Below are 23,857 nucleotides of genomic sequence, written 5' to 3'. Positions count from 1 at the left end.
ATTCTCAGAGGAGAACACCATGACTAACACTATGTCCCTAGGTACCGTCGGCGAGTGGCCTGCTGGCCGCGGCGATAAGGATGAATTCATCGCCACCTTTGGCCAAGAGCGCGCAGACCGCTACCACGAGGCTTTCTGGAAGATGGACCCGGTGGCTGATGCGCTGTTTACCAGCGGCCACACCGTCAAGGAAATCATGCCTAACCTGCGCGATGCCCTCGCGCGCGGCACCGCCAACGAGGACACCTTCCCCGAGGTTGCCGCCCTTATTGAGGACATGACCAAGGCACTTGACGGCATCGACGCCGAAAAGCTGGAGCGCGGCCGCCGCGTCTACCTGTCCATCCCGCCGCTTAGCCACGGCCTGGCGCTGGGCCCGGGCTCGCTGGTCCACACCTATTCCACCCCAGCGATCGCGGACTTGCTGGTCAACACCGGTGAGCTTACCGATGGCGCCGTCAAGCGCCTTGCCTACACCACCAACTGGACCTATTCGCTCTACCTGCCGAATGCGCTGCAACCCGGCGGCGAAGGCTTCATTCACACCGGCATGGTGCGCGCCATCCACGCCCACGTGCGGCGTGTGCACACCCGCAAGGAGCTGGATTACTCCCACTACGGTGCTCCGATCAGCGAGTTCGACATGCTGCGCACCTGGTTTGATTTCACCTACATTCCATACGCTGGCCTGCGCAACATGGGCTGGAAGCTTACCGCAGAAGAAGAAAAAGACGCGTTCTACCTGTGGAAGATTGCCGGGCGCATGCTGGGCATTTCCGCGGACCTTTTCGAAGGCGAAGATGGGGTAGAGGCCTCCCAGGAGACCATGGATGCCATCCACACCGTCGACGGCGAGATCAACGAATCGGCCCGCAAGCTTGTTGATGCCCTCATGGACGGCTTCGTCGTCAACGCCAAGGAGCTCACGGGCATGCCCGATGACACCTTGGCGGACTGGACCGCCGCGCACGTGCGCATCATTCACGGCGATGAGGTCGCCGATGCCTGTGGCGTGGCCGACTCCGTCATGCGCCCCATCCTGCAAATGGAGGCACCGCTGGTGCAGGAGCGCTTTGACCTCCTCCGCCAAGACTCGGAAGCGCTCGAAGCGGAAATCCAGAAGAACGAGGAGGCGGTGCGCCAGATGCTCACCCGCGATGCCACCTATATGAAGCAGGATGAGGGCATCAAGATGAAGGATGGCTCGGTCGTCGCGGCCTCCTAAAACAAATTACCCACTTTCATGGGTGACACGTCACTAGAACTTTAAGTACTCTTGTGGCAGGCGCACACAGACTGTGTTCGTCGCCACATTAGTTCCAAGAATCCAATTAGAAAGGGATCCAATAATGTCCAAGGATTTTGCGGTAACTAACCCCGCTACCAATGAAGTAGTAGAGAAATTCGACACCTTTAGCGATGAGCAGATCCAAGAGGTTCTGGCTAAGTCCAACGAGGCTTTCCAGACCTGGCGCGAGACCCCAATTGAGGAGCGCGCCAAGATTGTGTCCCGCGCCGCGGAACTGCTCAAGGAGCGCAAGGGCGAGCTATCCAAGATTGCCGCACAGGAGATGGGTAAGTCCACCCCAGAAGGCGAGTGGGAAATTAACTTCTCCGGCGACATCCTGCAGTTCTATGCAGACAACGCCCCAGAGCACAACAAGGACCAGCCGGTTGACGTGCCAGGCGGCAAGGCCACCCTCCGCCGCCTGCCCATTGGTACCCTGCTGGGCATCATGCCGTGGAACTACCCCTTCTACCAGGTCGCCCGCTTCGCCGGCCCGAACCTGATGAACGGCAACTGCATCATCTTGAAGCACGCCGAAATTACCCCGAAGTCCGCTGCAGCCATCGAGGAGATCTTCCGCGAGGCTGGCCTGCCAGAGGGCGTGTACATCAACGTGTACGCCGACCACAAGCAGATTGAAGAGATCATCGGGGACAAGCGCGTCCAGGGCGTATCCCTGACCGGTTCCGAGCGCGCCGGTGCCGCCGTGGCCGAGATCGCTGGCCGCAACCTGAAGAAGGTTGTGCTGGAGCTTGGCAGCACCGACCCCTACATCATCCTGGATGCAGCCGATATCACCAAGGCTGCCGAGGACGCTTGGGTCAAGCGCATCGAAAACGTTGGCCAGGCTTGCACCTCCAACAAGCGCATCATCGTCATGGAAGACATCTACGACGAGTTCGTCGATGAAATGGTCCGCATTGCTGAGGGCATGAAGCAGGCTGACCCAACCCAGCCGGGCGAGAACCAGTACTACCCAATGTCCTCCCGCGAAGCAGCAGAGAACTTGGACAAGCAGGTCAAGACCGCTGTGGACAACGGCGCTAAGGTTCGCACCGGCGGTAACCTGCACGAGACCGCTGCGTACTACGAGCCGACCGTGCTTACCGATGTCCCCGTCGGTTCCGACTCCTACTACGAAGAGTTCTTCGGCCCAGTAGCAGAGATCTACAAGGTTTCCTCCGAGAAGGAAGCCGTAGAGCTGGCCAACAACTCCAACTACGGCCTGGGCGGTGCCGTCTTCTCCGATGATACCGAGCGCGCCACCAAGGTTGCTGACCAGATCGAAACCGGCATGATTCACGTCAACCTGGGCCAGTACTTCTCCCCAGTACTGCCATTCGGTGGCGTTAAGAACTCCGGCTTCGGCCGCGAGCTCTCCGTCTTCGCACTGGACGAGTTCGTGAACAAGCAGTACCTCTACATCAACGACTAATTACTCGTTGACGCTCGCTCAGCGCTCCCTGAGCCTGCGGCGAGCGCATAGAGTGCAGTAGGGAAGGGGCCTAGCCTTGATTGGCTAGGCCCCTTTTCCTGTCCCCGTTGTGCTTAACCTGTATCTTCCGCAACCCTCTGAACTCGAGCTGTGTGGCGTATACGAAAAATCCCGCTCAGCGCAATGCTGGGCGGGATGTAGTCTGCTCCTCCAACTGGGGTCGAACCAGCTGACGCGGGCTTGTTTTAGGGACCGGTAAGGCGGTACCAGGTACCGGGGTGGCGGTAGCCGCCCGGTAGCCGGTTTTACCCCCGCTTATCGTTTGGACCGTTGACGTTGCTTGAGCTGTTTGCTAAGTGTTCCCCTTTCTTCTTGGAAGTCGTCACGGGTGCGCATGTCTTCACCGATGAGGGTGAGTTTGCTGCCGTTGTTTGCAAGTCGGGATAGGACAGCGTCGGCGATCGCGTTTTCACTAAAGACGCTGTACCAGTATTCCGGCTCGTGCTGGCTGACGATGACGGTTGAGGAATGCTCCCGCTTGACCAGGAGGTTGAATACCTGGGCTAAGGCGAAGGCAGATACGTCCGTGGCCAGGAAGTCGTCGATGACCAACACAGCCGGCTTTGTCAGTTCCTCAAGGAGGGCTTTGCGCTCATAGGCAGCGTCGGCTGTGGCGTCGAACTCGTCGGCTAAGTCGGCGAGTCTAAAGTAGCGTGCGGTTAGTTTATGCCGGCACGCAGCCACGGCTAGGCCTTGGGCGAGGAAGCTTTTGCCGGTGCCGGTAGCTCCCACGATGGTTAGATCTCTGCCGTAGGTAATCCAGTCGCAGGTAGCTAACCGCTCAATACGGTCTGGAGTGATCCCTCGGTTGCTGTGTGCTTCAAAGCGTTCCAAAGCCGCAAGCGCGTTGGGTAGCTTGGCGGCTTTGACGAGTTTTTCGATTACTTTCGAATCACGTGCAGCTACCTGAGCATCGAGAGCTTCTTTGATCTTGTCTTCAAAGGAGTCCAAGTCACGACTGGGATCGTTGACGATCTCCTGCAGCGTCGTGGCAAACACACGCATCCCGCGAAGAGAACCGAGCAGTTCGAAGTCTTCATCGGTAAGAGCCATGGCTATACCTTCCATTCTTTATCAGTGAAGGCAAACGCCCCGGCCCCGCGTACATGCGACACAGAGTCCGGCGTGTCCGCCGTGGGCTGTTGGCGGTGCGCACGCGTAGTGTCGATGGCCGTCGACAGTGGTACATCGGTGGGCAAATACGCCTGTGCTGCGGCCTGTTTTAGATCCTTGAGCTCTTGGGCTACTTTGTTGACGCTGGGGACTGCTTTGCGCGATAACAGCTGACCACAGGCTTGTTCGAGTTCGATTCGGGAGTAATCCTTCGATAGGTTCAGTACGCCCAGAACGCTAGAATATGCTTGGGCTTCGACTTTACGAGCGTTAAACATCTGGCCGATGAGCTGTGCTGTCGCGGTCCCAATACTTTTCGCCCAGTCTTCCAAGCGTTGCCGGTTCCACTGGGTGTTTAAGTCCTTATGGTTGTCGGGGACATGCTCATCCAAGGTGGAGTAGCCATAATTAGCAGGGGCAATACGATGTGAAGCAACAATCTCACCGTCGTAGAAGACATCCAGATAGTCATCAAAAAGTTGCACGTCGACGAACTTGCCCGCTAGCTTCCACGGCACTGAATACCAGTGATTGGCGATCCGGATGTGGTAGTTCATTGCGACCTTGGACTTCTTCCACCGCGACCACGACCACCGCCGGTCGGGCAATGGGCGCAGCAGCTGTTGCTCATGGTCTTCAAACAACTGGCGACGAGAGATATCCTGCCCGCGGAAGGGACGGCGATCGTTGATGAAATCGCTTTGGTCCTCGAGGGCCTTATTGAGCATGTCGAAACTGTAGAACTCCTGGTCGTCGAGGTATTCCACGCACCATTGCTGGGCAATATCCACGGCCTTTTCAACATTCGCCTTATACCGCGGCCGGTAGCCTTTCGCCGCAGTAATACCTATCTGATAGAAATCGGCAAATGTAGAATACTCCGCAACCGGGATACGCCCCCGCAGCCCACAGGAAATCTGTTGCGTGGCTGTGAGCGCGTTATCCGGGATCAACCGCAGCGGACAACCACCGAAATACTCCAAAGCCGCACGGTGGGCTAAAAGCCACGACCGCATTTTTTGATCCGGCCACGCCGATACATGCATCATCCCTGAGTGCGGCAATGAAGCTACAAACAAGTGCGCGGTAACCCGCTGGCCTGAGACAGGATCCACAACGACCATTCCATCGCCCGACCAGTCCACCATGAGCTCGTCACCGGGATCGTGATTCAGTTGCGCTGACAGCTGATGAACATCGACATAATGCTCAAACAGCGAACAGTACTGTCGATACGAATAATGACGCTGACCAGTACCAACAGGGAACTCCAGGTACTTGGCGTGCGCGACTTTCAACGTCACGCGCTTGCCAGAGACCATCCGCTCAGCAACCTTTTTGAAATCCGGTGCGAGGAACTCCGCATCGTTGCGACGCCGGTTATCCGGAAATAGCTCCTCTAACTGGGCATTCGACAATCCAGCAATCCCACGAGCATCGAGTCGATGGTCCCTTACAACGCGACTGGCCTTATCAATCGTCGACTTCGAGACCCCTAAATCGGCTCGAATCTGGTTCCAGGAACGATTCCCGGCAACCAAGGCAAACATGATGGCACGGTAATCCGTCACCACCATCACTCCTTCCACGTGAACGCGACCCACGCGTACACACTGCGTGGGCCGTCCACTAAAGAGTGCCTAAAAACTACCCCCGGTACCCGATATCCGCACCGGTCGGTACTCGATACCGCTCTACCGGTACTAAATAGCGTCGCGCGTCACCAGCCACCTAAACCCCATTTAACCTGCATAAACACCCTTTTTAAGCCCTACGTGACGACAATTTGACGACATCTGAAATCTTTTCATCCACAGCACTGCCCACCGCCTCCAAATCCTCATCAAACAATTCAGCGTAAATATCAAGGGTCATCGCAGCCGAAGAATGCCCGAGTTACCTTTGCACAACCTTCACATTCGCCCCGGCGGAAATCATCAATCCCGCCGCCACATGCCTAAGCCCGTGCGGGGTGACTCGCGGAAAATCCGGGTACTTATCCATGCACCTATCCAGTGCGTTGTAGTACCACTTGCCATGCGTAGGCGGCTTCATCGGAGTGCCGTCACGACGCGGCCACAGCAACTCATCCGGCCCCTTACTCTCCATCACAGGGACCAGCATCCGCATCACGGACACGGGCACAGACACTTCCCGCACTTCATGGGTTTTAGGCGTACCAATAATCACCTCACTGCCCACGGTGACCGCATTACGCTCCACGTTGATGCGATTCCGTAGCACGTTCACATCTCGTACCCTGAGTGCTGCGGCTTCACCCCAACGCAGGCCCACGGTGCCAAGCAGCCAGACCAACTCCTGATAGCGTGTGCATTCACTCACCAATAGGCTTAGCTGTTCCGCTGTGAGATACACTTTCCGCGCCGCACCCTTACGCGGTAGTTTCACGCCCCGCGCTGGGTTCTCCCGCACCGCCTTATCCATCACCGCCAGGTCAAGAATCTGCGCCAGCACCGCATGGGCCTGCCTAACCAACGACGCCGACCTATCCAGGCTGGACACCCATGCTTGTACCTCCGAGGGTTTAATGCCGGCCACCTGACGCCCGCCCCACTTTGGTTCCACGTGGTTACGCCACACCGCAAGCATGTCATGCCGCGTCTTAGGCTTCAGGTGAGTCAGGTTCGCCTCCCACGGCACAGCAACCTCACCAATAGTCACTTTGCCGGCGTTGGGGTCTATCCAGTTTTGCTCGTTCATGTGGACGGCGTTTTTGTCAGCCCAGGCTTGTGCTTCATTTTTAGTGCGGAATCCACGCTTGGTGCGATTCCGCCCATCGGGGGAGCGGTACTGCACGCGCCAAGCTTTACCCTTGGCGGTCTTGTATTGCTTGATTGATGCCATAAGACAGACCTGTTCTGTTCTTTAATCGGATGGGGTGATACCCGTCCCGGCACGCGAATTTCACATCTGTAGCGCCAGGGCGGGGTTCTTAAATGTCGAGCATTTGCTGAACTGGAAGATTTCTTGAGTGAACGCGCTCAAAAAGATTCTCAAACTGAACTTTGTCATCGGATGCTTGCATCAGCGTGACTACCTGGTTAATCTGGCGCTCTAAGTGGTTGACCCCAATGTCATCAGTTAAATGCTGATGATGCTTCCGCGGCCGGTTACCCTGCTCATTTTTAGGGTTTAGATCTTTAAGACGGTCTAGGATGCCAGTCGGCATTGGCGTATAGATGTACTTGTTGATGAACTTTCCGACGTACTGCGGGTGGTGATGGTTGCCGGGGACGAATTTCCAGCCCTGCAAGCGGTATATTTCCTTGAAAAACGCCTCGGGAAAAGTGCGAACCCAGGGGCGGAATTCTTCTGCAATGTAGGCATCAAGGAGTCGTTGCAGTTCGTCTTTGGCGCGAGTTTCCTGGTAGCCAGTTGCCTCATCGACTAGAGCGGTGATTCCTACCAGTGCTAGGGCTTTGATGATTCTGCGGGCGGTTTTGGCGATTGGTTTTTGTGTGGTTGTAAGCACGCCGGCTTCTTCTGCGTCGAGGTAGACGTTGCAAATTCTGGGGAGGATTTCGGCGTTGTGTCCGTTGATGACGTTCGGGTTATCCCCGACGCGATAGTCGATTCCAGCGACTGCTTTTTGGAGCTCGGGTGAGATGAATGCGGCTAGGTTGTTTGCTTCTAAGAAGGGTGGTCGATTGTCGTGGCTTGCGCGTCGTCCGCGAGGGGTACGTCCCATGGCGTTCATGATTGAGGATTGGCTGATTACCCGGCGTCCGTCTTCGAGTACGTAGCAGGATAGGTCTGTTCCGGCTATGTTTAGGGTTCCTTGGTGGGTTGCTCGTTCGATTTTTCGTCCCCATCGGGTGTCGGCTGCTTTTTGTCCGGCTATTTTTCGGTAGTTTGGGCGGGGTAGTTTCCCGCTGTGCGTTTCCATAATCGCATATTATCATGCTGGATTTTGTACTGCTTTGGTCATGCTTGTGAAATGATGTTTTGTTGGAAAGTCCCAGTTGGGTTTCTGAGTTTGATCTCGATGCGTTTTTTAGTTCGCATTGCCGATTGTTGGGCCCTCAACCCCCTTGGTGTTCATTTCAGTGAGCACCGGGGGCGGGGATTGCGTTGAAAGCGCATGGCTCCTAATAGATAGAGCCGTTTGGGTCCGCAGCCCGGACAGCGCCCTCTGCTTGAGAGCACAAAGCAGGGTCGTTGATGTATCCGTCTTGGCAGCCGTGATAGGTCTGGATTTCACCCGAAGTCGGATTTCGGGCGCCGTTGGCTGCGGTGCCGTATCCGCATTCTGCCGCCGGCCCTACGCATTCTCCGTTTTCTACTAGACCGGCTTGGCTTTCATTCTCGAGGTACTGCTGTCCTCCGCGGTTGTCAAAACACCATTGGGAGAAGGAGACAGTGCCGTCTGACCATCGAGCGGGCCCAGGGGTGCCTTGGAGGCACTCGACTACGGTCGGTTGTGCCATTTGCGGATTCGCCTCGGGTAAGGCGCTATTGGCAGCAGCAGGTTCCTGTGTTGTGGTTAGGGGTGTGTTGGAGGGGTCCGCGGTTTTGGTCGAGCTGCTGCGTTTGGTACTCGAGGTGCTGAATGTGCTTGAGGTGTTTGAGGACGGCTTATCGGTTGCCGTGGGTTCCTCGTTGGAGGTGCAGCTCGCTAGTGCGAGGACTGCGATGAGAAGAATTGAGAGCTTTTTCATACTGCTGTCTTTTCGTAGATGTTTTGCCAAGTTTTGAGGACTTTGACCGTCACCCCGAGTTCGTTGGCGAGGGTGGCCGGGTGTGGTCCGTAGATTGCTTCTGTGGTGGCGTATTCGGTGGGGGAGACCAGGAGGCGGGCGGCGAACCTGTCGGCGCGTATTTCGTGGGCGCCGTGGTGGCCGGGCGGGTCACCATAATGCGCGTGGCCTAGTTCGTGGGCTAGGGAGCACAGGGTAGTTGTGTCATCCATGCCTACGCGGAGGGTGATGGTGGACCGGTGGGGGAGCCATGCTGCTTTTGGGCCGCCGCGGTGCCAGCGGATTCTATAACCCCGGGCCTCAGCGGATTGTATAAGAGATTCAATCATCAACGATTGCCTCTGATTTGTTCCAGTTTCTTCTGAAGCTCCGGCGAACTAGCGTCAAGCATATTCTGCATCATTTGGTTATTTCTTTGATTTTGCCGGTTTTTCTTAGCTTCGGCTCTAGCTTCAGACTGCCAAAATTTGGTGGTTTTCACTAACTGGTTTGGAAAGCATCGAGAGTCTTTGCTGGGGGAGTTAGACCAGATAATTGAATTGTTAGTCGTTTGGCATAGTGGTGCGAGGTTTTGCTCCATGTCTACGGCCCAACCAAAGGCGGAAGTTTCTGCAAAATGATAGTCCGTTAGTCGGCCAAGTATCGCGCATATCCAATCTGCCAATTGGATTGTTCCGTATAGTCTGCTATCGGCCTGAACAGGTATCTCAATGATGCTTCTATTTTCCTTGTTCTGGCGATAATATATCGTTTTCCCTAAAGTGGCGACGGCCCGTTCACGGTTGTCTGTGTCGGTGGCATCCATGATGACCATTAGTTTTTGGTTTGCTTTAGAAGCGAAGGTTCCGAGTCGGTTTATTGATTGAATGAGACAATGCTCTTCGCGGGCTTGGGAAGTCTCATTGGTTTCTTTGACTGTTCCGATGGGTTTTTGTTGACCGAAGAAGAATATCCTTCCGTCTAATTCTCCTAGCTTTCGGAATATACGGTTCATCGCGGGGTTTATTTCCTCGCCATAATTCTCGATGTTTGTTGTGGTGAGAAGTTTTGAGCCTTTCTTCTCCCATCGTTTCGGGTGAACCTTCAAGCGTTCGATTTCCCAGGCAAGTAGGTGCTCTTTTACATATTCGAAGTAGCCACCCATCTGGCGTACATTTTCGGCGGGGAGTATGTATCCGGCGTAACCGAATACGGGGTGTGTGTTGAATTTAGGGTGGTCGTGTCTGATGTAGGGGCCTTGGTGGCCGAATTCATCCAAGTAAGCAATAAGCATAACGTCCTTGAAATGACTCAGCGGCTAGAACATTAAATGCTCTAGCCGCCGGAATGAGCGCGGTACATGTATTTCAATGCCGCCACTGTGTTTACTGATTGTAGCTGACTCCGGCGTTTTTCGCTAACTATGTGTTAGTCAATCAAATCTTCACCTCGTTTTTCGCGTTCTTCTTGTTCGTTTATTGATGAGTCTGCGGCGTATTCGTCGGGGGAGTAGTCAAATTCGCGGACAATGCCGTCATCATCATCTGGCATTGAACCATCCGCGTCGGACACGGGGGCACCCGCACGACGAGCAGCCAGGTCATCGCGTTCGAGCAGGGCACGTGCTGCACCGCCTAGTTCTATCTTGTCGGCGTTGCTTAGGGTGTCTTCGGCCAGGCGATAGACGAGTTCTTCAATGCTGGCTAGCGATAGGAGTTTGGCGCCGCCGTCCAAGAAATCAAAGACTTCATCGCGGGTCAGATTCCCCAGTTCTACTAGAGCTTCGACGGGATTGATGTTTAACCCACGGGATATGGCGATTATGTCCTCCGCTACCAATCCATTTTTCAATCGAAGGTTCACGGTATTTCGTGAGGTTTCGAGAATATCTGCCATGTCTTGGGCGGTGACGCGGTGTCCGGCGAGGCTGGCGAATACGTCTTTTACGTCTGCTGGGGTTGTCATGACTTAAACCCTAGTGCATAAAAATCTTGTCGGCAAGTGGGGGTGTAGCTGGGGAAAGACAAAATGGGTTCCCCCGTGTGAATTGCAACCTTGTCAATCTGGTCAAGAATGACATACTATGTTGTCACACCCGATAAACAGGAGAAAGAAAAGACAATGTTTCTTATCAGTCTTGACGAGTTGGACCGGGTAAAGCGTATTAACCACCTATCAACCGCAGTAGACCTAGCAAACCGCACGGGCCTATCGCGAAACACGTGGAACAGTGCAATCAAGAACCGCCGCCCAACTCCACAAGTGCTCAACGCACTAGCAGAACTAGGAGCGGCACCAGACCGCATCCTCGTCAAACACGACCCAGAAGAACTAGCCGCATAAGAAATGGCCCGGTGCTGGAGCACCGAGCCAAAAAGCAAAGAAACCTATTTAGGAGAGTAACACAATGGATAACGAACTGGTGACTATCCCGGTTCCCGGAACTTCTAACCCCATCATGGCTGTGCAGCACGATGGCACTGAATGGGCAGCAGCAAACCATGTTTGCGACGCCCTCGGAATCAACTGGGAACCACAGCACCGAAAGCTCAAGGACAAGAACTGGGCAACCATGATCATCATGACCACGGTTGGCGCGGACGGCAAACAGCGCCAAATGAGCATGGTTGATCGTCGTACTCTCACGATGTGGCTGGCCACCATCGACACTAACCGCGTCTCCGAAGCGGCCCGCCCAACGCTTGAGGCCTATCAGCTTGAAGCTGCTAACGCCTTGGACGCTTACTTCCATAAGGGTGGTGCTATTAATCCTCGCGCCGAGGAGCACCAGTTGAATGCTTTGGTGCGTGAGTCGCAGATGCGGATGGAGTTGTGTCAGGCGGCTAAGGGTTTGATTCATCCTGACCATTTGGAGGCGAAGGCGCGGATTGTTTTGGCGCGTGGTTTGGGTGAGGTGCCGGAGTTGGATCCGGAGACGCGGCCACTGTATACGGCGGATTTTTTGAAGTCGAAGAACCTCTCTAGCAAGAAGATGAAGTCCGTAGCCCCGATGTTCGGCAAGCGCATGAAAGCACTGTACACGCTGGAAAAGGGACGCGAACCAGAAAAGTACGACCTTACCTTGCCTAATGGTCAGGTTCGCCAAGTCAATGGCTATACCGAAGCCGACCGGCCACTCATGCAGCAAGTGTGGGATGAGTACTACGCCTAGGTGTGAGGAAAGCCCCGCGTGTGGGCGGGGCTTGTCGGACATATTCGACGGTGTCGAGTGTATCAGATTATTCAGGTTTATTCCGGGTTTATTCGGTTTAGGAAAAGGTGTTGTTGATGTCTCGGGAGTTGTGGGATTTGTCAGTCGATGAGACTGAACGTGTGGCTGGGGTCTTGGAAGACTCTCTCGTGTTGTGTACCGAGTGGGGTGTGCCATTGGATGGTGACTGTGACATCGAAGGTGAGGGGGATGTAGATGGGGTTGACCTCAAGGAAGGGGGTGTTGAGGGTGGTGCTTTTGGTGTTGTGGGCTTGTCTTCTGGTTTCGAAGTTCCTTTGTTCGGTTCGGAATTCTTCAGCGTGGTTGCGGACTTGGTTGAGAAGTTTCGGAAGCGTGATGTTGATTCCGTGGCCTGGTTTGATGTCAGTCCTGGGGTGAGACATGCTTTCCCCATTTACGGTGACGGTGATGTGGGTGTTGAGGGCTTTATCTTGTCCAGTGTTGATGATGTTGCAGGTCGTCGTGTTTTTCCAGTGGTAGTTCCAGCTGACGTAGTTGAGTTCAGTGTCTCGCTTTTCGGCCCTGCGGCTAATCGTGTTCGCTTCCTTTGCGAGCTCGCGGGCATCTATGGCGATGCTGTTCGATTGTTGGGCGAGGGTGATGGATTCCGCGGCTCGCTTGTGGCTTCTTTGCGCAATGTTGTTGGCGTTTTTCGAGTCGAGTTTGGCGAATATTGCGATAAGCATGCTGATGATGCCGGTGGTGGCGCTGATGCTTGTCAGTAGGGTGTCGAGGTTCATGTTTCGTTTAAAGGAGTGTTGTTGATGTTTACCAGTCTATGGTCTTGGCTGCGGGGCCGTGGGGCCAGCCGGGGAAGTTCTGTTGGTCGGTTGGGGGATTATGAATTGCCTTCCACTTTCCGAGTGGCGAGTGCCGGCGCCGATGGAGGTGTTCGAATGGACGCCATCGCCATTGTTGAGCCTCTTGAGCCAGGTTCATCCGGAGTGCTTGATACCGAATCTTGTTTTTCAGAATGGCAGGATGTGGAGTCTGCCATGCGACATGTAGGTGTACTTTATCCAGGTCGCTACACGGTATTTTTAGAACCTTCGGGCCGAATTTTTCTCCAGGCTGAAGATGGGGCTCGGGGTAGAGGTCCCAGTGTTCGCCATTGTCCCAGAGGAGGGACATCTTTACTCCGTGGAGGGGTTGGAAGCCCTGGTAGTGGAGTTGTATTTCGATTTCGTCAATGGGTTCTTTCATTCCTGAGGTGACGGTGGGGGTTCCGTAGTTGCTGAAGCCCATTGCTATTTGGTGTGCGCCGTCGTATTGGCGGGCGTGTTGGAATTGTTTGATTCCTAGTAGTAGTGCGGCAAGTCCGGTTATTGCGCTTATGAGTGCGGTTATTGCCATGTGTGTATTTTAGCCCGACTTAGCAGGCGGGGGAGTGCGAGCCTCCCCGCGGGCACTGGGGGCAGTCATGTCCCAAAATTTCGACACAGTGACAATAACCCCAAGGGGTATTGGTTGGGTCGAAACGCTGTACAGAGAACTGAATTAGTGAATTGTCCTGATAGAAGATACCGGGCCAAGAACCACGTTGACATGTCCGTGAAGCATTGGCCAAGCCGACAGGCAGGAACCCCGCCGTAAGCGGGAGGGAACCACCAAGGACGTAAAACACCAGGCCGTGAATTAGTTACTCCCCGGGTGCGAGTCCCGGGCGCGGCACTGGCCTCACAGTGTGTGAGGCGGATAGTTGAGTGTAGAGGGGAGGTGTTTCGGTATGGTTGCTCCGATTGTTATTTCGGTGTGCGCCTTGGTGAGGTTACCCTCGTTTAGTGGACACCCTATTAGTACGGATCTTGTGTCCGTAGGAGAGGATGTTCATTGTGAGTTCGTCAAGGAAGAAGTACACCCCGGAGTACCGGCAGGAGGCCGCCAGACTGGTCATTGAGTCTGGGCGCCCAATCGCTCATGTGGCTAAGGAAATTAGCGTATCAGCCACAATTTTAGGCAGGTGGGTCAAACTTGAGCGGGAACGCCAAGGCTCGGTAGATGGCCGCAGTGATGCCGATATACGAGCCGAAAACGCTCGCCTGCGTCGTGAGTTAGCTGAGGCCAAGATGGATAATGAGTTCTTGTCAAAAGCCACCGCCTTCTTCGCTGCGAAGCAACGCGATCGGAAAAATTTGAGCTAATGCAGCAGGAGAAGGCGAACTACAGCATCAAACGAATGAGCAGGTTATTAGAGGTTTCTCGTTCTGGCTACTATAAATGGCAAAAGGCTCAAGCAGTACGGCTTCGTGGTGAAAATCAGCGTCAGAGATTCCTCGACCAGTTAGACAGGAAAATTCATGACATCTGGGAAGATTCTGACGAAGTCTACGGTGCCCCACGGATTACTGCAGAACTCGCCGAGGGTGGGGTCTATGTGAATCGCAAAACCGTGGCCAAACGCATGCGGATGATGGGTATTGAAGGCATCTCACCCAGGGCGTTTGTTCCCGTAACGACGATTCAATCCAAGCGGAAGTCAACGCTTCCAGACCTAGTGAAACGCCTATTTGATCAAGGGCAGCTTAATCGAGTGTGGATGTCGGATATTACCTATCTACGCACGAATGAGGGCTGGCTGTACCTATGCGTTATCCGCGATGGACACTCCCGCCGAGTCCTAGGCTGGTCCATGGATAGTGTGCAGGATTCTTACCTAGTTGAACGTGCACTGCGCATGGCTTACACCCTGCGTGGTGAAGTACCCGACGGCGTGGTCTTCCACGCCGATCGTGGTACCCAGTTCACCAGCGAACAGCTGTGGCAGGTCTGTCAAGAACTAGGGATTGCACAATCGGTCGGCCGTACTGGTGTCTGCTTTGACAATGCGATGGCCGAGTCGTTCTGGTCGACATTGAAGACCGAATTTTACGATCGGAAGGAATGGCGAACCCGCAACGAAGCCCGGAAGGCGGTGGCTCGCTGGATTGAGATTGTCTACAACCGGCGCCGTCGCCACTCGTCCATCGGGATGGTAAGCCCCGTCGATTTCGAAGCCCAGCTCGCTGATCAAAATGGTAATAAGAAGGCCGCTGCTTAACCCCTAAGCAGCTTAACTACGTGTCCACGATTTGCGGGCAACCCTATTGGTTTCTGTGGGGTGCGCTATTTATGTCAGCTACATCAATCGGCATTAGCGGTTGTTGTCTTTTGTTGTTCTTCTCCGTCGCTGTCTGTCCAGCATAGGATGTATTGCCCGCGGTAGCCGAGGAGCGCTTCGAGGGAGTCGCCGTGGTGGAGCGTGGTGGCGGGTTCGGCGTGCATGTGGGCTGCTTGGTCGTCTCTGGTTGCGTTGATGCTGACGTTGGTGATGGTTTCGCCGGTTTCGTTGGCGATGACGTAGAGCTGTTTGCTCTCGTGGCGCAGGGTGACGTTTCGTCGGTTTGCTGCGGCGAGTTTCTGCGTGTATGCGGAGATTGTTGCTTGTGCTTCGGCGATTTTTCGTTGTTCTTCTGCGGCCTTTTCGGCGCTGCGGGCGGCTCGGTCGGAGCTTTCTGCGGCTTCGGCTTGTGCAGCCTCTGCTGATTTGCGTGATTTGGTTGCTTCTGTTGCCTGCCAGATTGCGATTATGGCGGAGATTACGGCGATGACTGTGGAGGTGATTTCGAAAGCGGTCATTCTTTTATTCTATCGAGCGTCTCCGACGGTTTTGGAGGCGTTGTTGAGCGCAGAGTAGTACATGTTTCGCTTTCATTTTTACCTACTACCGGTGGGTTAGTGATTGTGTGATTTTCAAAAGCTACCAGGGTGCAACTCCCTGGCTGCGCACTAGGGGTTGTCAACGGCGGGTTGGACACTGACCGTCTTAAGGGCAGCATCCCAGGCTTTTGGTGGTTGAGCACTTGCCGCTGCTGCGCTCTGCTGTCCTGCAGCTCCTTTATTTTTACGTGAAAAGAGGGAAAGCCTGGCGGTGTTTATCCGGGCTTTCCCTCTTCAATCTTCTCACCTCTGAAAGGACGATATGAATACTAGCACATCGTGGCTGACTGCTAAAGAGGCGGCTGACTATATGAGCGTGCATCCGGAGACGTTGTATGTGCATTTGCAGCGTGGGGAGCTTCGTTCGGTGAAGGTTGGTCGGCGTTATCGGTTGAAACCTGAGTGGTGCGATGAGTTTTTGAGAGGAGATGCTTTGTGAGGTTTTTGAGGCAGATTTTTTGTTGTGGGCGGCGTCGGCGTCGTCAGTTCAATGTTTTCACGATGATGTGGAGGTAAGACCGTAGTGTTTGAGATTAGTCATGACCATGCGGTTCGGACTTTGAAGGATATTGAGGGCCGGTATATCGCTTTGTATCGGTATGCGCGTGTTCCGGAGAAGATTCGTCGTCAGATTAAGGATAGTGCGCAGCAGGCGCATGTGATTGCTTCGTTGGTTGAGTCGTATGACAGGAGGGTTCGTAATGTGCACCCGGAACACAAGTAAGGTGCCGGCGCGGGGTACGCGGGAGTTGCGTGAGTTGCATTATTGGAAGGATGCGGCTGCTAAGCGTTTTCGGTTGTGTTGGGCGACTTAGGGTTGCCCGCAAATCGTGGACACGTAGTTAAGCTGCTTAGGGGTTAAGCAGCGGCCTTCTTATTACCATTTTGATCAGCGAGCTGGGCTTCGAAATCGACGGGGCTTACCATCCCGATGGACGAGTGGCGACGGCGCCGGTTGTAGACAATCTCAATCCAGCGAGCCACCGCCTTCCGGGCTTCGTTGCGGGTTCGCCATTCCTTCCGATCGTAAAATTCGGTCTTCAATGTCGACCAGAACGACTCGGCCATCGCATTGTCAAAGCAGACACCAGTACGGCCGACCGATTGTGCAATCCCTAGTTCTTGACAGACCTGCCACAGCTGTTCGCTGGTGAACTGGGTACCACGATCGGCGTGGAAGACCACGCCGTCGGGTACTTCACCACGCAGGGTGTAAGCCATGCGCAGTGCACGTTCAACTAGGTAAGAATCCTGCACACTATCCATGGACCAGCCTAGGACTCGGCGGGAGTGTCCATCGCGGATAACGCATAGGTACAGCCAGCCCTCATTCGTGCGTAGATAGGTAATATCCGACATCCACACTCGATTAAGCTGCCCTTGATCAAATAGGCGTTTCACTAGGTCTGGAAGCGTTGACTTCCGCTTGGATTGAATCGTCGTTACGGGAACAAACGCCCTGGGTGAGATGCCTTCAATACCCATCATCCGCATGCGTTTGGCCACGGTTTTGCGATTCACATAGACCCCACCCTCGGCGAGTTCTGCAGTAATCCGTGGGGCACCGTAGACTTCGTCAGAATCTTCCCAGATGTCATGAATTTTCCTGTCTAACTGGTCGAGGAATCTCTGACGCTGATTTTCACCACGAAGCCGTACTGCTTGAGCCTTTTGCCATTTATAGTAGCCAGAACGAGAAACCTCTAATAACCTGCTCATTCGTTTGATGCTGTAGTTCGCCTTCTCCTGCTGCATTAGCTCAAATTTTTCCGATCGCGTTGCTTCGCAGCGAAGAAGGCGGTGGCTTTTGACAAGAACTCATTATCCATCTTGGCCTCAGCTAACTCACGACGCAGGCGAGCGTTTTCGGCTCGTATATCGGCATCACTGCGGCCATCTACCGAGCCTTGGCGTTCCCGCTCAAGTTTGACCCACCTGCCTAAAATTGTGGCTGATACGCTAATTTCCTTAGCCACATGAGCGATTGGGCGCCCAGACTCAATGACCAGTCTGGCGGCCTCCTGCCGGTACTCCGGGGTGTACTTCTTCCTTGACGAACTCACAATGAACATCCTCTCCTACGGACACAAGATCCGTACTAATAGGGTGTCCACTAAACGAGGGTAACCTCAGACTGGGGCGTTGGGTGGTGTTGCTGGGTTTGTTTTCCATTGGGTTATTTCGGTGCCGCCTGTATGGATGTAGGCCATGGTTCGGAGGGGATTGAGCCTGTTGAGCATGGTGGTCGGTTTTGGGTGGAGTTTGATGGGCGTCTTATTTCTTTTTTGTCTGAGTATGATGCTTGGAATTTTTTGGGTCGGGTGTTTGATTTGCCCGGCCCTTGTTTATTTGAGGGCTGTCATGTCCCAGGTGGGGAGATTGATGGTTTGGGCGTTGGTTTTCGGTTTTGTTCGTGGCATGCGCCTGTGGCGCGGCGTGTGCTTTGGCGTAGGAGAAGGAGGAAGAAATGAAGCTTTTTAAGACGAAGGATGATGATGAGTGGTTTAAGTATCGACGCCAGCATTTAACGTCGACGGAGTTGGCATCGCTGCACCTGATTCATACCGCTAGGAATTGGCAAGAGTTACGTAGGCAGAAGGAATCGGGGGAGCGTTGGGGTGGTAATCAGTATACGGAGTGGGGGAAGGCCCGTGAACTGAAGTTGGCCCCGCTGTTTGCGGATATTGATAGCCGCTTGAACTACAACGAGGACCCTCAGACCATCATCATCAACGAGGCTGATGAGCGCTTGTGTGGCACCCCGGATTTGTTCAGTGAGGACGGGGCAGTGATTGGTGAGATTAAGACCGCGAATCACGAGTTTACGGGCGGAATGTTCCATGATTGGTGCCCTGACCAGTATTACCTGCAGGTGCAGGCGAACATGTGGCACGCAGGTGCTGAAGCGTGTGTCCTGCTCGTTGAGTACTACCGGGAGGAAGACGGCCAGTTCACCCCATTCGAGTGCGAGACTCGAGTGATTGAATACGACCCCGAAACGGTAGAGACCATGCGCCAGACCGCTGCCGAGTGGTTTGCGTGGCTTGATGGGCAGACTCCGGAGTGGATGGTTGAACTATCCAGTTTGGACGATGTGGACGAGCTCGAGGACTTGGTTGCTCAGTATGCGGATGCGGACGCTAAAGCTAAATCCTGGGCGGAGTTGAAGGAACAATATCGCACAGAGATTTTGGCCAAGGTTGGGCGAGACTACGCCGGTCAGCATGGTGGCTTTAAAGTCAGTGTTTCTACAGCTGCTGACAGTATGGCGTTCGATTCGACCAAGTTTAAGAAGACTCATCCTGACTTGTACCGCGAGTATGCGACGAAGAAGCGTCGTGGTGCGACGCGGCTGATACTTACGAGGGTAAAAGAGTGATGCGACTGATGTATGAGCCTGAATATCCCAGTAGGCAGGCCCGCAAAATTGCGTATGCCCGCCTCGAAATAGAGGTCATGGATTGGGTGAGGGACCACAGTGACCTTTCACCAGAATTGCGGGATTTATGCCTCCAGATTGAGCAGCAGATAGACAGAGAGCGAGCGAACCTATGAATCCTATTCCGAGTGATATGCCGCGGCGTCGACTCGAGGTCGCACGCACTTCGATGGAGGAAAACTATGCGGCGTTGACTGCTTTTGCAGACCAGGCGCATTACCTCACAGAGTACTTCACCGTCCGCGGCCATGATGAGGAAACCGCCCTCACACTCACAGAAATCACCCTCGACCGATTCGACGACGAAAGGAACATCTAACAGTGAATAATCAACTTGATACTGTCAACGCTTCTATGCCTGAGCTCAGCGATAATGGGCTCAGCGGTCTCATGCGCCAAGCTGAGGCTATGGATGCCGCGCATAAGCTGGCGACGGTGTTGTGCAATACCCAGATGGTGCCGCAGACTTTTCGCGGTAAGCCTGATGATGGCGCCGCCGCCATCCTCTATGGTGCTGAGCTTGGATTGAAGCCTCAGCAGGCACTGCAGCAAGTATTCGTCATTCATGGGCAGCCAGCTATTTACGCTCGAACTATGGTGGCTTTGCTTAAGGGCAAGGGCTATAAGTTCGAGACCGTGGAGTCCAGTGATGAGTCTGTAACGGTGCGTGGCGTGGCGCCGAGCGGGGAGCAGGAGTCTTCCACGTGGACTATCGACCGCGCTAAGAAGGCTAACTATACCTCTAATAAGAAATATCAGACTGACCCGCAGGCCATGTTGTACGCTAAGGCTGCTTCGGAAGTGTCTCGCCGCCTTGCCCCTAACGTTCTTCTGGGCATTAAGTACGCTGCAGAGGACCTGGAGTTGGAACCGGTGAATATGAGCGCCTCTCGTCAGGATGTTGCTGCGCAGGCGTTGGCTGCTCCTGTGCCGGCGGTGAGGGAGTCGCAGCAAGATGGGCAGTCGGACCAGTTTGTGGAGGACGTCAAGCAGGCTTTGGCTGAGCTCACTACTGCTGATGAGGTCACGAGTTTCATGCAGGAAATCCGCAATGACGGTGATGTTCCCGAAGAGGTCATTGACCTTGGGCGCCGGCGTTGGAATGAGCTGCAGGGGGAGAAGAATTAATGATTGATGTCATCACTCTCACCGGAGGCTTGCCGCGGGATGCGGAGTTACGATACACGCCGCAGGGCGCTGCGGTTGCGAATTTCACGTTGGCGAATTCGGATAATCGTTATGACGAGAGTCAGAATCAGTGGGTTAAGACTCGCAGCATGTACCTGGACGTCACCATCTGGAACGAGCAAGGCAATAAGCAGAATCCTACGCCGTGGGCGCAAATGGCTGCTGATTTGAAAAAGGGCGACCAGGTTGCGGTGACTGGCAAGCTTGTGACGCGTTCGTGGGAGACGAAGGATGGTGAAAAGCGCAGCAAGGTTGAGTTCAGTGCTATGCGTTTTTACCAGCTTCCTGCCGCGCCGCAGCAGCAGCCGAGCCAGGCGCAGCAATCGTGGGATACTGCCGTCCAGCAGGGGCAAACCGCGGCTAGTGGGGCGTGGTCTCAGCCGCCGGCGCAAGCAGGGCAGCAAGACCAGGCACCACCATTTTGATGGGCTACGTCAAGATTCAAGCCGCCGACCTTCCCCAGTACAAGGGCAGGAGAGTAGTTCTTTTCCCGGCCGCGTTTGACCCGGAGAAGATTGCTGACCGTGTCACTTTTGCTGCTCGTGTCGGCGATGTGGTGCATGGCGCCACTAGAGACGGACGATTTGCCCTCAACGCGACATCAATCGTCCTTGTAGACCCAACCACTTAACCCCGCCAGTCAGGACCTCCATAGTCCACAGGGGTTAAATTATTGCTATCTAGCTGAGATGCTTATATCATGTTCCATGTAGTGATTGTATGGGTATACAACACCACATCGCCTTGAGCCGCTGTCATTCTTTGACGGCGGCTTTCGTGCATCTTAAGGCCAAATTCTAATTTGTCCAGCTTCTCTTATCGTTCTGATTCGATTCCACATATCATTCTGGAGGCGTACAGCCTTGGGATTTGTAGACGGTGGGCCTGGCCCCCAGAAAGTGGACACGTCGGGGGTTAGTTATGCTGCTTGGGTCAGTGTAGCTGAATTAAGCGCTTCGAAGTCATCGGGGGCTAGAAGGCTGCACCAGGAGTGCCGCCTGCGCGTGTTGTAGCGCATGCACCACCGGAAGATTTCCTGGCGGCAGCTGATTGGACTTTCAAAGAGTTTCCTATCACGCAGTACTTCACGCTTTAAGGTGGCGTTAAAGGATTCTGCTAAGGCGTTATCAGCACTCGTTCCCACTGCTCCCATGGATTGACGCACATCAAGCTGGGCGCAGTGGTCCCCAAACGCCTGTGAGGTGTACACACTGCCATGATCAGAATGGAAAGTTGCCCCTTTAAGGCTTCCGCGGACCTTTCTGGCATGAGACAAAGCCTCGATAACCAGCGATACCCGCATGTGATCCGCGAGTGCATGACCGACAAGTTTGCGAGAGTAGACGTCGATGACCGTGGCAAGGTACATGTTCTTGCCACCCTTACACGGCAGGTACGTAATGTCGCCAACATAGACGTGGTTTGGTCTATCAGCTGTGAATTTACGGCCTACTAAGTCCGGCATGACACGGTGGCCAGGCTTGCGCCTGGTAGTGACACATCGGCGGCGCTTGGTAAAGCCTTTAAGTCCCATGGCTTTCATGATGCGGGCGACCTTCTTGTGATTTATCGGGCCGAAGTCCGTATCGGCTTTAAGGCTTGCAGCGATGCGTTTAGCACCATAAAGCCCGTGCTCATCATCAAAAGTGGTCTTGATTTTTGCACCAATAGCGGCATCGGAATACATTTTTAACCTGCGCTTTTCGCGGGTTTGCACCCATTTATAAAACGAGGAACGATTCAGCTTTAACACGTGACACATCCGCTTGACCGAATACTCGGTTCGGTGGTCATAGACAAACTGGAAGCGGATCACCAGTGAGTCTCTTCGGCAAAATATTTCGCGGCCTTGCGCAGGATATCGCGTTCTTCGCGTAGCTTAGAGACCTCTTTTTCTAGTTGGCGGATCCGTTCGGAATTATTCGCCGTTTGGGCTTTATCATGCACAGCTTTAATGCGCGCACGCTTTCCGGTGCCGTACTTCTTGACCCAAGAATGCAGCGAGGCACGGTTGATACCGAGCTCTGCTGATGCTGCGTTGAGCGAGAGGTCCTCATTGTTCTCATAGAGGGCCACAGCATCGCGTTTGAACTGTTCGGAGTACCTGGACATGGTGGTAGATTACCTTTCTTCCCAGCCCGACTGGGCTGGATATCAGGTGTCCACCAAAAAGGGGTCAGGTCCGAATCCTCACCCGAATCCTCACGCCGACGAACCCGCACATCGTAGGGGAGTGGGTACCCCGACTTAGTAGAGTGAGACCGTGAACGCGCCACGCCGACCACCCCCAACCGAGCGCAACATACGCTTATCCTCAGCCGTCAAGAACACACCGCCAGCATTCGAATTCGACCCGAAACTCTGACTCGTCGAAAACGGGCCAGCAGTAAACGACTGAGACTCAGCACCCACAGGAGCCGACGACAAACCACGAGAGACAGCGCGGGCAGCCACACGGGCACACACCACACGAACCGCCGCCGGAACTGACTCATCAAAATGCTTACCCAAATAAGCATCAATAGCGACCGTAGCCTCATCAACCATCGCCACAATAAGGCTCTTATCGTCCTCATCCGGCTCAATAGTCAAACGGTCAGTAACGTCAAGAATCGTGCAATATGTGTCCACGTGAACCCCCCAACAGGACTACTTAGCGCTACGGCCAGCCTTCTTCGCCGGACCAGGCTTCACCACGTGAGCAACCATGGCCATATTCGGATTCGTCAGAATCGGCTGCACAGCACAGTTAGCACGCACCCAATACGCCATCGGGTCGTTCTCACGCCAAGCACCGACCGCAATCTGACCAGCACCAGACAGGTTATACTCCGGAGAATTCATCTCCACCGTCTGACCCCACACCGTATAGCCCAGCAGGCCAGACTGAGTCTCCGGCGGCAGGAAGTACAACGTATTCTCATCCAGAATCCGGCGCGCAGCCTTACCATCACGCACCGAACGAGAATACGACGTAATCCCCGGAAGCCCCTGGTCCTGCAGCACAGCGTTAATAGCGCCAGAGGAGACACGAGCCAGCTCGCCGGTGGTATTCGCCGCATCACGGAACTGCTTATTCGTCTGCAGCTTCTGGATGACCTTAGGCGAAGCAATAATCGTACCCGGCTTAGTACCGTTGGCATCCTCGTAGGCCATAGCCCACGAGATGATGTCTTCCAGGGCGCCGGAATCCTGGTCATCCCAGTGCTTCTTCGGGGTGACCTCGAATTCCTCATCGCGGCCAATGCCGGCGTCGACGATGGCGCCGTTTTCCGAATAGCGGACACGGCCGGTGGTGAGGACGTCGCCGCGGGCTACCTCGACGCGGTTGGCGACTGCGCGGACGACCGTCTCGGTGGCCTTGGTCATGTCGTCTTCCTGGAAGCGGGAATCACCCTGGTGGAAGCTGCGCAGCTGGTCCATCTCGTTGATGCGGACCTTCTGACCAATCAGAGGCATCTGCATCATGGCCTTCTGGCCGCCGCCCATGGAGCCAATCGGCGTCTCAGCGTCTGCAGAGCGCACCTCAGCCAGGCGTCCGGTGTCTTGCTCGGTCATCCAGCTGAAGAACACGTCGTTAATTAGCTGGTCTGGGAAGTAAGCAGACAGGGAGCCACCGGCGGCCTGCAGGTCGTTTAGATAGTGGTTTGCGTAGATAGTCAGGTCCTCAGGTGAGAGGACCTCGTTCCAAATTTGCGTCGAACCCATG

General features: G+C 54.6%; 25 protein-coding genes. 11 read left to right on the top strand and 14 right to left on the bottom strand.

Features of this window, described 5'->3' with window-relative positions; genetic code table 11:
- Positions 1-19: 19 nt before the first annotated feature.
- Positions 20-1,225, top strand: coding sequence for an oxygenase MpaB family protein (locus tag ACLI1O_RS08715; RefSeq protein WP_239275161.1), 1,206 nt, complete (start codon positions 20-22; stop codon positions 1,223-1,225).
- A gap of 124 nt (positions 1,226-1,349) precedes the next feature.
- Positions 1,350-2,723, top strand: a complete 1,374-nt coding sequence (locus ACLI1O_RS08710; RefSeq protein ID WP_239268569.1) for an NAD-dependent succinate-semialdehyde dehydrogenase — start codon at positions 1,350-1,352, stop codon at positions 2,721-2,723.
- Positions 2,724-3,038: 315 nt separating this feature from the next.
- Here the strand turns inward: ACLI1O_RS08710 and ACLI1O_RS08705 are convergent, their stop codons facing one another.
- The 7 genes from ACLI1O_RS08705 to ACLI1O_RS08675 all read right to left on the bottom strand — a co-directional run bounded on the left by ACLI1O_RS08705 (position 3,039) and on the right by ACLI1O_RS08675 (position 10,558).
- Positions 3,039-3,836: an ATP-binding protein gene (locus ACLI1O_RS08705; RefSeq protein ID WP_349837246.1), complete on the bottom strand. Its 798-nt coding sequence runs from the start codon at positions 3,834-3,836 to the stop codon at positions 3,039-3,041.
- Positions 3,837-3,838: 2 nt separating this feature from the next.
- Positions 3,839-5,473 (bottom strand): IS21 family transposase, encoded by a 1,635-nt coding sequence (gene istA, locus ACLI1O_RS08700; protein ID WP_239275901.1) that lies wholly within the window; start codon positions 5,471-5,473, stop codon positions 3,839-3,841.
- Positions 5,474-5,792: 319 nt separating this feature from the next.
- Positions 5,793-6,761 carry a tyrosine-type recombinase/integrase gene (locus ACLI1O_RS08695; protein ID WP_411706816.1) on the bottom strand — a complete coding sequence of 323 codons (969 nt, stop codon included), beginning with the start codon at positions 6,759-6,761 and terminating at the stop codon, positions 5,793-5,795.
- An 88-nt stretch (positions 6,762-6,849) separates the two neighbouring features.
- Complete coding sequence (locus tag ACLI1O_RS08690; protein WP_239268565.1) at positions 6,850-7,803, bottom strand: P63C domain-containing protein; 954 nt, start codon at positions 7,801-7,803, stop codon at positions 6,850-6,852.
- Positions 7,804-8,571: 768 nt separating this feature from the next.
- Positions 8,572-8,943 (bottom strand): ImmA/IrrE family metallo-endopeptidase, encoded by a 372-nt coding sequence (locus ACLI1O_RS08685; RefSeq protein WP_255716714.1) that lies wholly within the window; start codon positions 8,941-8,943, stop codon positions 8,572-8,574.
- Entirely contained in the window at positions 8,943-9,887 is a 945-nt protein-coding gene (locus ACLI1O_RS08680; RefSeq protein WP_411706815.1) for a DUF3800 domain-containing protein, read from the bottom strand. The genes ACLI1O_RS08685 and ACLI1O_RS08680 overlap by 1 nt, the downstream gene beginning before the upstream one ends.
- A gap of 134 nt (positions 9,888-10,021) precedes the next feature.
- Positions 10,022-10,558, bottom strand: coding sequence for a hypothetical protein (locus tag ACLI1O_RS08675; protein WP_239275159.1), 537 nt, complete (start codon positions 10,556-10,558; stop codon positions 10,022-10,024).
- Positions 10,559-10,666: 108 nt separating this feature from the next.
- On the opposite strand from ACLI1O_RS08675, the gene ACLI1O_RS08670 reads away from it, so the two are divergent.
- Positions 10,667-10,936, top strand: a complete 270-nt coding sequence (locus tag ACLI1O_RS08670) for an XRE family transcriptional regulator (RefSeq protein ID WP_239275157.1) — start codon at positions 10,667-10,669, stop codon at positions 10,934-10,936.
- Positions 10,937-11,000: 64 nt separating this feature from the next.
- Positions 11,001-11,765 carry a phage antirepressor N-terminal domain-containing protein gene (locus ACLI1O_RS08665; RefSeq protein WP_239275155.1) on the top strand — a complete coding sequence of 255 codons (765 nt, stop codon included), beginning with the start codon at positions 11,001-11,003 and terminating at the stop codon, positions 11,763-11,765.
- A gap of 140 nt (positions 11,766-11,905) precedes the next feature.
- On the opposite strand, the gene ACLI1O_RS08660 is transcribed toward ACLI1O_RS08665, so the two are convergent.
- Both ACLI1O_RS08660 and ACLI1O_RS08655 read right to left on the bottom strand, forming a co-directional pair.
- On the bottom strand, positions 11,906-12,565 hold the full coding sequence (locus ACLI1O_RS08660) for a hypothetical protein (protein WP_284772326.1): 660 nt from the start codon (positions 12,563-12,565) through the stop codon (positions 11,906-11,908).
- Between the two features lie 28 nt (positions 12,566-12,593).
- On the bottom strand, positions 12,594-13,178 hold the full coding sequence (locus tag ACLI1O_RS08655; RefSeq protein WP_239270146.1) for a hypothetical protein: 585 nt from the start codon (positions 13,176-13,178) through the stop codon (positions 12,594-12,596).
- Positions 13,179-13,648: 470 nt separating this feature from the next.
- On the opposite strand from ACLI1O_RS08655, the gene ACLI1O_RS08650 reads away from it, so the two are divergent.
- A protein-coding gene (locus ACLI1O_RS08650; RefSeq protein ID WP_232208497.1) for an IS3 family transposase occupies positions 13,649-14,862 on the top strand; the annotation gives its coding sequence in 2 pieces (ribosomal slippage) (positions 13,649-13,922 and positions 13,922-14,862; 1,215 coding nt in all).
- Between the two features lie 83 nt (positions 14,863-14,945).
- On the opposite strand, the gene ACLI1O_RS08645 is transcribed toward ACLI1O_RS08650, so the two are convergent.
- Positions 14,946-15,440 carry a hypothetical protein gene (locus ACLI1O_RS08645; protein WP_239270147.1) on the bottom strand — a complete coding sequence of 165 codons (495 nt, stop codon included), beginning with the start codon at positions 15,438-15,440 and terminating at the stop codon, positions 14,946-14,948.
- Positions 15,441-15,783: 343 nt separating this feature from the next.
- On the opposite strand from ACLI1O_RS08645, the gene ACLI1O_RS08640 reads away from it, so the two are divergent.
- Positions 15,784-15,960, top strand: a complete 177-nt coding sequence (locus ACLI1O_RS08640; protein ID WP_349819955.1) for an excisionase family DNA-binding protein — start codon at positions 15,784-15,786, stop codon at positions 15,958-15,960.
- Between the two features lie 419 nt (positions 15,961-16,379).
- On the opposite strand, the gene ACLI1O_RS08635 is transcribed toward ACLI1O_RS08640, so the two are convergent.
- Positions 16,380-17,593 (bottom strand): IS3 family transposase gene (locus ACLI1O_RS08635; RefSeq protein ID WP_232208497.1). Its coding sequence is split into 2 segments (ribosomal slippage): positions 16,380-17,320 and positions 17,320-17,593, totalling 1,215 coding nucleotides; the frame shifts between segments, so codons are not numbered across the junction.
- Positions 17,594-17,759: 166 nt separating this feature from the next.
- On the opposite strand from ACLI1O_RS08635, the gene ACLI1O_RS08630 reads away from it, so the two are divergent.
- From ACLI1O_RS08630 to ACLI1O_RS08610, 5 genes are all read left to right on the top strand, one after another.
- On the top strand, positions 17,760-18,002 hold the full coding sequence (locus tag ACLI1O_RS08630; protein WP_239270148.1) for a hypothetical protein: 243 nt from the start codon (positions 17,760-17,762) through the stop codon (positions 18,000-18,002).
- Positions 17,989-18,900 (top strand): YqaJ viral recombinase family protein, encoded by a 912-nt coding sequence (locus tag ACLI1O_RS08625; protein WP_239270149.1) that lies wholly within the window; start codon positions 17,989-17,991, stop codon positions 18,898-18,900. Before ACLI1O_RS08630 ends, ACLI1O_RS08625 begins: the two co-directional genes overlap by 14 nt.
- A gap of 172 nt (positions 18,901-19,072) precedes the next feature.
- Positions 19,073-19,279 carry a hypothetical protein gene (locus ACLI1O_RS08620; protein ID WP_411706814.1) on the top strand — a complete coding sequence of 69 codons (207 nt, stop codon included), beginning with the start codon at positions 19,073-19,075 and terminating at the stop codon, positions 19,277-19,279.
- A gap of 2 nt (positions 19,280-19,281) precedes the next feature.
- Positions 19,282-20,088, top strand: coding sequence for a hypothetical protein (locus ACLI1O_RS08615; RefSeq protein ID WP_239270151.1), 807 nt, complete (start codon positions 19,282-19,284; stop codon positions 20,086-20,088).
- A complete protein-coding gene (locus ACLI1O_RS08610; RefSeq protein WP_239270152.1) occupies positions 20,088-20,573 on the top strand; it encodes a single-stranded DNA-binding protein in 486 nt (161 codons plus the stop codon). The genes ACLI1O_RS08615 and ACLI1O_RS08610 overlap by 1 nt, the downstream gene beginning before the upstream one ends.
- Before the next feature lie 494 nt (positions 20,574-21,067).
- Here the strand turns inward: ACLI1O_RS08610 and ACLI1O_RS08605 are convergent.
- From ACLI1O_RS08605 to ACLI1O_RS08595, 3 genes are all read right to left on the bottom strand, one after another.
- Positions 21,068-22,260 (bottom strand): IS3 family transposase gene (locus ACLI1O_RS08605; RefSeq protein ID WP_349819951.1). Its coding sequence is split into 2 segments (ribosomal slippage): positions 21,068-21,981 and positions 21,981-22,260, totalling 1,194 coding nucleotides; the frame shifts between segments, so codons are not numbered across the junction.
- A 135-nt stretch (positions 22,261-22,395) separates the two neighbouring features.
- The gene (locus ACLI1O_RS08600; protein WP_411706813.1) at positions 22,396-22,779 is read right to left on the bottom strand and encodes a phage head-tail connector protein; all 384 of its coding nucleotides are present in this window, start codon (positions 22,777-22,779) and stop codon (positions 22,396-22,398) included.
- An 18-nt stretch (positions 22,780-22,797) separates the two neighbouring features.
- Positions 22,798-23,856: a major capsid protein gene (locus ACLI1O_RS08595; RefSeq protein WP_239269781.1), complete on the bottom strand. Its 1,059-nt coding sequence runs from the start codon at positions 23,854-23,856 to the stop codon at positions 22,798-22,800.
- Position 23,857 lies beyond the last annotated feature (1 nt).

Origin of the sequence: Corynebacterium sp. LaCa78 (assembly GCF_046717505.1) — a bacterium.
In the GTDB taxonomy this organism is placed as follows: Bacteria; Actinomycetota; Actinomycetes; order Mycobacteriales; family Mycobacteriaceae; genus Corynebacterium.
This window is presented reverse-complemented; position numbering and strand designations above follow the sequence as displayed.